Below are 13,096 nucleotides of genomic sequence, written 5' to 3'. Positions count from 1 at the left end.
ATCAAGCGATATGTTAAGTATCAAGAGAAAGAAGAACGAAAGGTAGAAGAACAGCAACAAGGCTTTGACTTCTAGTTCGGTGCCAAAAGCCCCTTACAGGGGCAATTCAAAGCCACCTTCTAAGAAGGTGTGTTTTTTACTGTAAATTATCTTGATCCTGCGACTGAGAATAATTGGATAGAAATGACAATCCCAGACAAGCCACAAAGCAAAAAACAACGTTACCGGTTGACAAAGGCTGGGCTGGAAGAAAAACAAAAAATAGCCCATGACCCCAAGTAAAACCAACGAAGCCGCCCTAGAATCCGCCATAGAAAAGGCCTTAACTGGAACCTCCCTGGAGGAAATCCGGGCGATGGGCAATACGGTGCAGGAAGCTAGAGCGCTGTACGGTTCTGCGCAAGATTTTTACATCGGTGATACCAAAGAGTTTAATGCCAAATACGCCTTAGACGAAACCCGCTTTTGGCACTTTTTAGAGGTAACCCAAAACGATGAACTCGAAAAACTCCAACGCTCAGCCGACTGGAAACTGAAAATTCTGGAACGCTACGACCGTATGGTGAAGAAATACGGTATTCTGCGATTGCTGCGAAAAGGGCTGGAAGTGGAGGATGCCCACTTTACTCTCTTGTATCAGCTACCCATGGCGAGCAGCAGCCAAGCGGTAAAGGACAATTTTTTAAAAAATGAATTCAGTGTAAGCCGCCAAATCCATTATAACCTGGATAACCCCCGTGAGGAAATCGACATGGTGGTGTTTGTCAATGGGATAGCCATCGCTACGCTGGAACTCAAAAACGCTTGGACAGGACAAACTGCCAAAGTTCACGGCATCAAACAATACAAGTACGATAGAGACATTCGGCAGCCTTTGCTACAGTTTGGTCGCTGTATCGTGCATTTTGCAGTGGATACGGATGAAGTGTATATGTGCACCAAACTCAGCGGTGGAAATTCCTTTTTCTTACCATTTAACAAAGGCCATAACGATGGAAAAGGAAATCCTCCCAATCCATTTGGACATAAATCCAGCTATCTCTGGGAAGAAGTGTTTACCAGGAAAAGCCTGACCAATATCATCCAGCATTTTGTCCGATTTGATGGAAAAGCCACAGATGCCTTGAGCAAGCGAACCCTGTTTTTCCCGCGCTATCATCAGATGGATGTGGTGCGAAGGATACTCAGGCATGCAGCCCAAAATGGCACCAATCAAACCTATTTGATCCAGCATTCTACAGGTTCTGGCAAGTCCAATTCCATTACCTGGGCGGCGTATCAGCTCATAGAAACCTATCCAGAAAGAGATGATTTGCCCGGTTCCAAAGGCACCCAAACCCCTTTGTTTGATTCCATCATCGTAGTAACCGATAGAAGGTTATTGGACAAACAGCTTCGGGAGAATATCAAGGAATTTTCAGAAGTCAAAAACATCGTTGCCCCTGCTTTTTCTTCGAAAGATTTAAAGGATAGTCTGGAGCAAGGCAAAAAGATCATCATCACCACCATTCAGAAATTCCCCTTCATTGTAGATGGTATTGCAGATCTGAGTGACAAGCGTTTTGCGGTGATTATAGATGAGGCACATAGTTCGCAAAGCGGAACGGCTGCAGGCACGATGAACCAGGCCATGGGCGTGGGTGTAACCCAAGATTCCATTCAGGACAGTGAAGAAGAAGACGCACAGGACAAAATCCTGAAAGCCATGCAAGCCCGTAAAATGAAGGGTAATGCATCATACCTAGCCTTTACGGCAACACCCAAAAATGCCACCCTCGAACGCTTTGGTAGCAAGCAGGAGGACGGTACGTTTGAACCCTTCCATCTGTACTCCATGAAGCAGGCCATTGAGGAGGGCTTCATTTTGGATGTATTGGCCAACTATACCACCTATAAAAGCTACTATGAAATAAAAAAATCCATCGAAGACAATCCCAAATTCGAAACCACCAAGGCCCAGAAAAAGCTGCGGGCCTATGTAGAGCGGGATAAGCGGACCATTGCCACCAAGGCAGAGATTATGATGGAGCACTTCATCAGCAAAGTGTATAATGCCAAAAAGCTAAAAGGGAAAGCCAAAGGAATGGTGGTTACCCAAAATATTGAATCGGCCATTCGGTATTTTATGGCCATCAACCGCATTTTGGCAGACAAAGGAAACCCGTTCAAAATAGCAGTCGCATTCTCCGGGAAGAAAATGGTTGACGGGGTGGAATACACAGAAGGAGAATTGAATGGATTTGCAGAAAAAGATACCCGGGATCATTTCGATTCAGACGAATACCGCCTATTGGTCGTGGCCAATAAATACCTGACAGGTTTTGACCAGCCCAAGCTATGCACCATGTATGTGGATAAGAAACTGCAGGGTGTGTTGGCAGTGCAGGCATTGAGCAGGTTAAACCGTGCTGCGGATAAACTGGGTAAGAAAACAGAAGACCTATTTATCCTGGACTTTTTTAATCAGGTGGATGAGATCAAAACTTCCTTTGATCCTTTCTATACTTCTACCTCACTGAGTGGCGCAACAGACATCAATGTGCTGCACGAATTGAAGGGCAACTTGGATGTAGCTGCGGTGTATGAATGGTCAGAGGTGGAGTCTTTTGTGGAAAAATACTTTGCAGGAGTGGATGCACAGCAGCTCAGTCCATTGATAGATGTTGCTGCTGACCGCTTTAATCAGGAGCTGCAACTGGAAGATGAAGAAAAAGCGGACTTCAAAATCAAGGCCAAGCAGTTTGTAAAGATCTATGGTCAGATGGCTTCGATCATGGAGTATGAGGTGTTGGATTGGGAAAAGCTCTTCTGGTTTTTAAAGTTCCTCGTTCCAAAATTGAATGTCAAGACCAAAGAAGATGAATTGATAGATGAATTGTTGGAATCAGTGGACTTGTCCACGTATGGATTGGAGCGCACCAGATTAAATCACACAATCGACTTAGACGACTCCTCAACAGAACTGGATCCGCAAAACCCAAATCCAAGAGGAGCTCATGGGGGCGAGGAAGAAAAGGATCAATTGGATGAGATTATCCGAACCTTCAATGAAAGATGGTTTCACGGCTGGGAGGCCACCCAGGAAGACCAACGGGTGAAGTTTATTCAGGTGTCCAGAAAGCTGATCGAGCATCCGGATATAGAAGAGAAATATTTCAATAATCCGGACAGCCATACCAGAGAACTGGCACTTCATCATATGCTCAAGGAAGTATTAAACAAGCAACGGAGGCAAGAGTTGGAGCTATACAAGCTCACGGCCAAAGACGAATCATTTTATCAGGCGTTTTTTGACACCATGAAACGAATGATTGATAATCCTGGGATGTCAAAGACTTAGGTTGATTGGCTAGGTATGTTAGATTCAGCTAAGGATTTGTCTTATGATGGATGGTAGTTGAAAGAAGCCAAACCAATCACCCGCATCACAGATCTGGAACAGGATCATTTTACTCCCTTTCTATTTTTGTCCGCAAAACGGCATAGTGAGACGAAGATAATTCCGTTGACCAACCCAAAAACACTGCAATTTCTTCAGATTTCTTGTCATTTCCCCTAAAAATACCCTGTATAGGGTATGTTTTGCTATCATTTTATTCCTTTTCTTGCACAAGCCTTTTAGTTATTGAAATCGAAGATCCCGAGAGTAAAGCGATTCGGGAACGACCAACCTACTTCTTACCCTTGACACCCATATGGAGCAGAGCCAAGCGCCTTCTCCTAAAAAACCTGTCCCGATATTTCAATCCCGAGAACAAAGTGATTCGGGAGCAGAAGATTATCGGGAAGAAGGATAGGATGAGGTATAATATCCAATCCACCCGAACGATCTGAAGGGGCTCAGTTCAAGTAAAACTATATAATTCTATACCCATGTGAGTCAGAAAATTCTTCAAAAAGTATAAAATCTATTTAATATCCTTTAAAAATAAATGAAACCAAAAGTGTACATATCCACCCGAAAATGGAAGGATATGTGTACCAAGGGTGCATAAGTAATTAAGTTAACAGTAACCTTAATAAAATCGAGTGAAAATATCAAACACATTTAAAATTACCTGGTGGATTCTGTTACTCTTAATCTTAGTAATCTTAATCGGCTTTCGTTTTGAAGATATTATTAATGGAACAGCAAAGTCATTTGACATATTTCTATTTATAATATTTATAGCCCTAATGCTCGCTCCGATTTTTGCGGAGATTGAATTGTTTGGAATTAAATTAAAACAAGAAATAGAAGATTTAAAAAACGACATCAATCTTAAATTCGGAGATATCAAAAATGAAATTCGCGTTAGTCAAAGACAGATAGTGAATACAACTTTTCAAGGTTTTGGTCCACCACCGCCAGATAATAAATTGCCAGAGTTAGAATTTGAAATAGATAGAATTCTAAAAGAAAGATTGAAGCAGCATGGCATAGATTCTTATCAGCCCTATGAAACAAAGATGGATGTTCCAGTGAATAATCTTCAAATGTTCAAAGTCCGATACAATATTGAAACGCAATTACGCAGAATTTGGGAAAACAGATTTGACAACGGAGAATTTAATGGAAGGATAAAACATCAACCATTAATGAGAATTATCGAGGATTTAACAAAATTTGAAATTCTTGATCGTAACTTTTATGGTATACTAAGGGAAATTTTATCAATTTGCAATTACGCGATCCATGGTGAAAGCGTAACTGATAGCCAAGCTGGATTCGTAATAAAAAATTCGCAGCAAGTCTTAGAATATTTGATGCAAACAAAATAAGGCTACTGCTAACCGCCGCTAATCGCCATCGATGGTTCGCGGTAAATAGAACTTACTTTTTCCATAACTTCGCTTACATTCGTCAGTGAGATTTCTCTCCGGAAGGCCGCGACAGCGTTTAGCGGCCTCACGTTATTTTTCAATAATCTGTGACAGAGGAGACCTAGGACAAGTCCGTTTGATAATTTACTTGATGGGTAGCAACCCTATAGGCGAACATCACCTTCTCACGGTCTTTAGCTTCCATCGGATCTGGTATTTCGGTCCTGAAAGAGAATGATCGAGCAGTATATGCGATAAACTATTTTTGATTTTATTTTTCATTCCACTACTTAAAATCGTAAAACCTCCTCCTTTTTCTGTCTTTCAACTGAAAAATACCCTATACAGGGTATGTTTTGCTATCATTTTATTCCTTTTCTTGCACAGGCCTTTTAGTTTTTGAAAACAACCAACCTACTTCTTATCCTTAATTTCCATCTGGAGCAGAGCCAAGCGCCCTCTCTCTTCAGGAGAGGGCTGGGGTGAGGTAGAACACCCATCCGGGCTTAAATCCGGAAACCAACTTAATTCTGAATCATATAGTAAATGATAGCAGAGTCGATCGCTCCCGGTAATGCGATATCGGGAGAGGGGTGAGGTAGAACAGCCAATGCATATTGGTAAGAATATTAGGGTGAAGTTATAAACTTCACCCAGTGCCACGAGCGATTTGACTACGCCGATTGGGGGTTAAACTCTGCATCCAAATGGTTAAAAGATGTAAATAACACCATGTTTGAAGGCATGCTTTCCGAGGCAATGTAATAACATAGAAATGAATTGAAGCCATAAAACTGATCAGTTTGTGTTTCAATTTGATTCAAGCCGTCTTTTAGCAGAATCGGGACATATCTAAAATAAATAATACTGTGGAGAAAATAAACCTAAGTTTGCAATTTGAAAATTTTCTAAGCGATTTGTACGGTAAAATAAACTACCATGGATCAGTTGGATGGACTGGATTTTCAGCCTATAAAACACATATTTTAAAACTTTCCAATTCGTTAAAATCTGCAATTGAGATTAATATTCAGGATATTGACGCTTTACATTATAAATCATTGCTTGATAGAATAGAAATACTTGAAAAAGAAGTTAGAGAATCTGGAAGTTTTGATGAATTAGGTCAATTCGTTGTGCTCAGATTATTTCAATTAGTTTTTTTGCTTTTAGGTGATATTCCAAATAACTGGGACTTAGAAAAGAAAACCCACAAAATATATTTTTCCTTGAAAAAGCATAGAGGAATTCATTATACTCAATCATTGGAGCAAAAATTTAATTCAATAATTGACAATGCTCCTTCAAACCAATTTTCTGAAATGAAATATTCAAAGCAAATGCTGCTGAATGCATTTACCACAGCACATAACAGGGATTTTAAGAGGTTTCTGGATTGGCATAAAGAAAGCTTTCCGGAAATTCATTTAAAAGTCTTATGATCGAATAAGGTATTAAAAATTGATTCAAAATAAACCGATATCACAAGCGCAGGAAACAACTGTCAGATATGGCATTTCGCACCTTGAGCTGTACGGAAGCATTAGAACTGGTAAACTTTAATGATGAAGACTTTGAGAAGCTAGCTGTTGAAGGGGTGGCTCAAGAAGAACTTCTCCAAGTAGATCAAGCAGGTTAAAAACGAATAGCAATAGGTTTTACGTAATATTAGACTGAGCAGAGCGCATATTTTTCAAGCTAGATGTTATGTGCCATGAAGATTCCCACGATTTAAAATTTGAAGCTCCATGAATAAAGTTGGTAGAAACGATCTTTGTCCCTGCGGGAGTGGTAAGAAATTTAAAAAGTGCTGTATTGACCTTTACGAAAATGGATATAAACAACCAACACCTTCTTTAAAAGTGGAAAAGTCTGAATTTTCAAAATACCTCAGCAAATACGAAACAGGTCATGTTTTAAATTTAGTTACCGCATTACAACTAATCCCGGAAAATCATGGCAAAAACGTTCGCATTGAATTAATAGCTGCGGAAGCGGTGAAGAGCTTATCTACGGGGAATTCCGGGGATTTCCAAAAGCTTCGTTCAATTGTAGCCCGCAAATTCCCAAGTCATTACATGGAAGATCCTCCCGAAGAACTATTCACTGAAAACATACTGTTTCATGGTGGTAACTATACCGTTATGCCCGGAATAAACTCTTATTCCATAGACATTTTTAAGTATCTAACCGAAATCATTTACACAACCCAAAATAACCTCTCAGAAGAATTTAAAGATGAAATTTATCAAGGGGTCTCGTTTCTATTAATTACCGGAGAAATCTTATTCAGGCAAGCTCAATTGGAAAGGAACTCATTTGTTGAAAACCTTGAACAGGCTTTAGAATTACCTGAAAACCTCCCACGTCTTAGTTTTAGCAAAGATACAATTGAGGCAATTTGCAAAGAGAGTAATATTAACCTATCAACGATTGACCAATTTGTTACCGAACAAAGTGAGCCTAATCTTGACGACCCTTATCAGTCTCCACTACTTTACAAGCCCTTTGTGGCTTTTGAAAACGAATATTATTTTGTACTTCCGTCCTGCCAGGTATCAGCACTAAACGAGTTTATTCTTACAACTGCGAAAAAACACAATGTCTGTGCTGAAATCCATGAGCTTTGCCATAAGAGCATTTGGACAGACATTTGGGGTGCTTGTGATAAAATGGGATGGGCTCTAACCGACATTCCACTACCAGAGAAGTCAACAAATCAACCTATAATTGAAGGTGTTTTCCAATTTGATGTCCATATGATGGCCTATGTCTGTTACTCCTTCCCATCAGAACTCAAAAGCACCAGCGAGATGTACTCTGAGGAAAATGCTGATTTATTAGCTGGTGATAATTTAAATAGTAGAACAAAAACAGTAATTGACGAACTCAAAAAGCGTAAAGAGTTGAAGGGCTTTCAATTTCTTACCCTCATTCTTACAAATTCAATGGGTGGGTTCATGGTAATGGGTGTTGACAAACCTCAAGAGAACGAGCAAAAAACTTGGTTCAATATTTTCGACTTTCTCAACCTTGGCAACAACAGTGAATGGAGTAGATTAGACTTGTGGAAATTCGCCAAGGTTTATGAATCGACCACCCAAACAGCACAAATAATGGCCACTTCGCCTATAGACGCTTATGCCACCTATAAAAGAAATGGGGAAAGTTTCTATTTATCCGATGATGCTCGATTTGACTTTTTAAGTGTGGTTTCAGGTGATGGCGCAGACTTTACACGGCAATCCAAAATCCACTTAGACGTTCATGGGGCACTCAGTCTTATAAATGGTTCATTGGTCTATCAATCCGTAAGGCGTTATCGTGATTATGCTCCCATATATAAACCTTTGAAACAGAGAATTCCGTACGAAATGTTGCTTGAGTCTTATGGGTTCCCTATTTGGGTACAGAACTATCAGGCAAAAAGCAAAACAGAGGCCGGATATATTGAGCACTTAGCAGATGCCATTTGTTTTTGGTTAGATAGACTTTACCCTGCACTAAATCAGCAACTCAAAGGAAACATTGTCTCAGTACTAAACATCGTGCTTGAATTTGATCAATCCTATTTCAATCCTTTGTCATTAGAACAAGTAGATTCCAAAGAAGTCCTAAACCTATATTTACAATGTTCCTACATCGAGGGTATATTAACCATAGGTTTACCAAAACATATCCGAAAACTTTTTATTGGAGGTGACAATGAAGGTGAAAGAGCATTTATGACCGAAATTCTTAAAGCCTTAACGGTTATACCTGACATCGCTTTGAGCGATCAATACATCTCAGAAAGTATCGATCAACATATGCCGCTCGGTCAAGCCAAGATGATCCTGTTACTTGACACGAGAACAGACTTACAATTAGACAATCGTTGGCTGCTTCCAACACTTTATATAAGTGATGCGGAAATCAATCTGCTACTTGATAATCTGGTTGATATAGTTAATTGCCCAGAACGAATTCCTGAGAAATTTCAAAGTGTTAATGACAAAAAAGAGTTTTGTAACTATGTTGTATTACGCTTAGTGCAGTACCTCATTGAAAAGCTAAAAGAATTTAATGGAGAATCCTTAATATGTAGATTAATTGAAGTTAATGAGCGACTGGTGCACAATAGAGAGTTTAGTAAAATCAAGACGGCTGCTGAAATTCACACTTTCGGAAATAATGAAAAAGAGTTGGAGAAAATTCTCAAAAATCAAAAGAAGCTTGTAAATACATCTCTTGCTACACGTTGTTTGTTAGAGTTTGCAGCTTTAGTTCCTCCTAAAGGAGATCGCAAACCTAGCTTCGACCAATTAGATGAACTGCTAACCATTATGAACGAAATCTTGAATTATGGCATGCTTAGCGATACCCTGCACTTTGGGATGGACGATCCTGAAATGGGTCTACTTCCCTCAGGCCGAATCGGAATATCAAAGGAGTTCTATGATCAAAAACTCCAACCCTTTCATAAAGACAGTATTATCGCAAACATTGAAGCACAGCTAGAGGCTTTTTCGAGCCAATTTGAGCCCTATGTATCTAAGGAGCAAGATGCCGATACCGAGGCACTGTTAGAAAAAATGAATGAAGCTTTTCTTGAAGATTGGGGAGTTAATTACAATAATCTTTTAGGTATATGTATGCAAGCGGCAGCAATTGCAGAACGTAATGAAGATTCAGTTATGTCTATGTTAGAGATAGACCTTTTAGCTGATCTTAAACGAAAAATGATTGGCGCAGAAGATCAAATTGATGAAGGTTTAGAAAAGTTACGTTTTGAATATAAGCCTGACATAATCAGCGATCGGACCGGTTATCTAAACCCGGACTATTTTCCTTGGAAGTACAATAGAGATTTTAGTTATGCTCGAAGACCTTTTGTGGTTGTTCATACAGAGAACGGCCGAAAGTATTATTGGGGGATGAGACAATGTATAGCAGCCAGTCAATACTTTAATCAACTGCTTCATTCGGGTAGCTTAACTCATGGTGGGAAGAAAATCAATAGTTTACTAGGCAGTTTTAAGCAGAAAAACGGAAAGCATTTTAGAAATGCAGTGACTAAGTGGCTAAAAGATAATACCCAGCTAGTGGTTTGGGACTATGAAGTGACCATGAAGCCTAAGGGACACTTCAATGCTGACAAAGATTACGGAGATTGTGATATTGTTGCGTATGATCCCACTATCAACCAAGCTTACAACATTGAGTGTAAGAGAACTGAGGCAGCAAGAAATATCCATCAGATGAAAAATGAGATGGATGCCTACTTAGGACGGGCAGGGCAAAAGAAGAAAGTGGCCAAACATGTGGATAGGGACAATTGGTTGCAATCGAATCTTGATCAAGTAAAATTATTTGTAGGTGCAGAGAAAACTCCGAAAGTAAAGTCACTGATTCTAACATCCGATCTTATTCCAACAAGATACTTGAGGGAAGAAGAAATACCCATGCCCATAATAAGCTATCGCGAATTAAGGAGGAATGGAACTGATATACTTCGAGATTGTTAAAAAAATGCACCTAAGGAATAAACTTTCCTCGCGTGCTTAGGAGGACGAGTCAGTTGCATGAGACCCTAAAAATCCAGTTTTTGGATGACATTTCCTTTTCTAATACATAATAATATAAAAGTCAAATCAGTTGCTTTGCACTTTTCCTCCTTAGATGAATTGTGTCAAATAGATTTGATGATTACTCTTTTGCTGTTCCTGGCAAGATGCCCAGGGGCTATATCGTCATCCATTTGCATTCCAATTATTAATGCGTGGGCATTATTGCTCCCATCATCCAGTGGATCATACACCGTCTCTAATGCCACTTCTTCGACTGATTCGTTTTTAAGTTCAAAAAGCATAAACTTACCTGGGTCTGAAATCGCTCTTTCTGCAGTTGTCCTAGACTTCAAATCCACAGACAACATTCCTTCGTCTTTTTCACGTAACTTAAATACCCTAGAAGTAGCTGATCCATCAGGGTTGCAATACTTTTTTTCAGGAGTAGAAAACCCTCTTCGATATAAGAACTCTTCAATTGGTATTTTATCTCCTTTATTCATAGATAACTACATATTATTGATTTAGCCATCTTAAGACTTCGGGTAAGTTGTCTGCTTGAAAATCCCTCTGAAAAGGCCTGCCGTTTTCCGGAAAATAAACAGCAACTGATCGACTTGGGTAAAATATCAGCTCCACTGATTTGCTATTTGCTATATCTCTAATATCAAGCATAATTTCGCCAGTAGGGCCAGGGGCAGTGTTGAAAATAGGCTGACCTATACTTGTAAGCAATTGAACAACAAAGTGGGCATTGCTTAGGGCGATTTTAGAAGGCGCGTTGGCTTCATCTTCATCCCAGTTATCCTCAAGTTCTGAAAACTCTTCAAGTAATTTAAATATCCTATTATTCAATCTTAATTCCTGAGTATGTGGACCATCTGCAAACACAGAAAGACTAGAACTTCTGAATCGATCAATAGTAAAAGCTGTGGGTACTGTTGCTGTTAAATATTGATCTCTTTGGAATTCTGACGGTGTGGAATAATTAGCGATCAAGGTGTGCATAAAAATCAGGGTTTAGCATTTTCTTAAACATAGCGGAAGTGTGGGAATGGGCGTGTTCAAGCCAGGGAATAATTTCATCCTTTCCAATTTTCCCTAATTTTTCAACTACGGTATTCCATATTACTGATTTCTGGTTGTTTTGGTTGTTCAAACCATTTGAAATCGAAAGAGTCAGCACAGAACTATCATCAAGTTCATAGCCTTGTTGAATATTAAAGTTACGTTGAGTGCCTGGGACTTCGTATCTAGTCAAAATTTCAGTTTGAAGATTCGTTTTCATGAAATCAATTGCATTCCCATCAACTAAATCCCATGCATCAATATACTGAAGTTTAATTCTATTAAATTTCAAAGGAGTATTATAGCTCTCCATTAACTTAGTAAAAGTATCCTTGATAAGCGGAAAAAACTTCTCCTCCCATTCATAGCTTGCTTCTACATCATTGATCGCTAATACGCCTTGGCCGTGTTGTACAACCGGCCATTCTAGTTCACCTTTCCAGAATTGATTGATAGGAGAACCATAAATCTTAAATGGGATATTGTCAGGAAGTAATTTTTTATAAACCGGAAACTCTTGTTCCTGTCTAGATGCGAATTTTCCCTGAGCCAAATCAAATCCTTTATCTATTTGAATGCCAGTAGTATCAACGGCAGCTTCCCACCGTAGTTCAAAAATGACCTCTTTTAATGGTGCTTTTTTTAACTTTGTGCTGCTCATTTGTCCAAATTTAATTTATTAGAGGAAATTATAATCTTTTTTAGGAATTTTTAAGCATCCAAAACCTTTGCCTCGCAATTTACTGATCAATCTTTCCCTGATTATAACACCTTTTTCCCCTTCTCAGTAATCACATACCTCTGCTCAGGACTATTTCGACTTTCTGGATTTATTATCTTTATCCATGATTCCTCCAAGGCAATTTTAACGCTTCTATAAAATTATTGGAACAATCTGGATATTCTGGACAAACATGCTCCGGAATATCCAATCAATCTAATCATTGCTCTTATCCACGCAATAATGATTTATAGTTCCTTTGCCTCTTTTAACTTATAAATGAAGACTGATCTTTTTCCGCTCGAATCTTCCCTCCCTAGTTTTCCTCTATTCACCATTCTAGATAGCTCCCTCGAAAGGGATTTACTATTAATTGCTTCATCAGGGAATAAATCTATAATTTCTGAAACCTTTAGACCGCTCTTCATTTCCGAAAGAGGAAATACCTTTAGTCTGATGAAGTCAGGTACTGATAAAGAGTCCATGAAATATTCTGGAAATGCGCTGTAGATCTTTTTAAATGATTCTAATTCGGTTAGGTCAGATCCTAAAATAAGATTTTTCCGTTTAATAAGATCGTCTAAGGTTACTCCGTAAAATTTAGAGATTCGAGAAAGTGTATTAACATTAGGAGTTATCTCATTATCTGGGTATTCATATTTACGGTAATGACCTCCATCAATTCCTAAGTAAGCTTCTATTCCCTTGATTTTAATAAGGGCCTGTTTTCTGAGTGATTTTAAATTTTCTGATAATATCTTTAAATCTGCTTTTAATTTCTCTTTTGCTGCCATCAGGCAAATTCACAGAAATTTTTGTCCTCATTATTTATGTTTTAATTTCTTTTTTGAATACAAATGTTTATATTAGCGGAGAATAGAATTTATTAATTCTGGCGTCTAGTCGGAGTCCAGTTGTAGAAACGTAGGAAATTTCTTAAAACGCAGGACAAAGA

The 13,096-nt window shown here is 38.9% G+C and carries 9 protein-coding genes; 5 read left to right on the top strand and 4 right to left on the bottom strand.

All coding sequences use genetic code 11. The features are described 5' to 3' along the window. Nucleotides 1-268: 268 nt before the first annotated feature. The 5 genes from ABJH64_RS13790 to ABJH64_RS13770 all read left to right on the top strand — a co-directional run bounded on the left by ABJH64_RS13790 (nucleotide 269) and on the right by ABJH64_RS13770 (nucleotide 10,310). On the top strand, nucleotides 269-3,340 hold the full coding sequence (locus ABJH64_RS13790; RefSeq protein WP_348274394.1) for a type I restriction endonuclease subunit R: 3,072 nt from the start codon (nucleotides 269-271) through the stop codon (nucleotides 3,338-3,340). A 689-nt stretch (nucleotides 3,341-4,029) separates the two neighbouring features. Continuing rightward, on the top strand, nucleotides 4,030-4,761 hold the full coding sequence (locus ABJH64_RS13785) for a hypothetical protein (RefSeq protein ID WP_348274393.1): 732 nt from the start codon (nucleotides 4,030-4,032) through the stop codon (nucleotides 4,759-4,761). 911 nt (nucleotides 4,762-5,672) lie between these two features. Then, complete coding sequence (locus tag ABJH64_RS13780; protein WP_348274392.1) at nucleotides 5,673-6,245, top strand: hypothetical protein; 573 nt, start codon at nucleotides 5,673-5,675, stop codon at nucleotides 6,243-6,245. A gap of 68 nt (nucleotides 6,246-6,313) precedes the next feature. Then, complete coding sequence (locus tag ABJH64_RS13775) at nucleotides 6,314-6,442, top strand: hypothetical protein (RefSeq protein WP_348274391.1); 129 nt, start codon at nucleotides 6,314-6,316, stop codon at nucleotides 6,440-6,442. 109 nt (nucleotides 6,443-6,551) lie between these two features. After that, nucleotides 6,552-10,310, top strand: a complete 3,759-nt coding sequence (locus ABJH64_RS13770) for an SEC-C domain-containing protein (protein WP_348274390.1) — start codon at nucleotides 6,552-6,554, stop codon at nucleotides 10,308-10,310. A gap of 164 nt (nucleotides 10,311-10,474) precedes the next feature. On the opposite strand, the gene ABJH64_RS13765 is transcribed toward ABJH64_RS13770, so the two are convergent. The 4 genes from ABJH64_RS13765 to ABJH64_RS13750 form a co-directional block, all read right to left on the bottom strand. Continuing rightward, nucleotides 10,475-10,855, bottom strand: a complete 381-nt coding sequence (locus ABJH64_RS13765) for a hypothetical protein (protein WP_348274389.1) — start codon at nucleotides 10,853-10,855, stop codon at nucleotides 10,475-10,477. Between the two features lie 13 nt (nucleotides 10,856-10,868). Next, complete coding sequence (locus ABJH64_RS13760) at nucleotides 10,869-11,360, bottom strand: hypothetical protein (protein ID WP_348274388.1); 492 nt, start codon at nucleotides 11,358-11,360, stop codon at nucleotides 10,869-10,871. Further along, on the bottom strand, nucleotides 11,341-12,081 hold the full coding sequence (locus ABJH64_RS13755; RefSeq protein ID WP_348274387.1) for a TIGR04255 family protein: 741 nt from the start codon (nucleotides 12,079-12,081) through the stop codon (nucleotides 11,341-11,343). The genes ABJH64_RS13760 and ABJH64_RS13755 overlap by 20 nt, the downstream gene beginning before the upstream one ends. 308 nt (nucleotides 12,082-12,389) lie before the next feature. Further along, nucleotides 12,390-12,935, bottom strand: a complete 546-nt coding sequence (locus ABJH64_RS13750; protein ID WP_348274386.1) for a helix-turn-helix transcriptional regulator — start codon at nucleotides 12,933-12,935, stop codon at nucleotides 12,390-12,392. Nucleotides 12,936-13,096: the final 161 nt, after the last annotated feature.

The sequence above is a fragment of the Algoriphagus sp. genome, from assembly GCF_039969895.1.
In the GTDB taxonomy this organism is placed as follows: Bacteria; Bacteroidota; Bacteroidia; order Cytophagales; family Cyclobacteriaceae; genus Algoriphagus.
The sequence above is the reverse complement of the archived record's forward strand: the minus strand, read 5'-3'. Positions and strand labels throughout refer to the sequence as shown.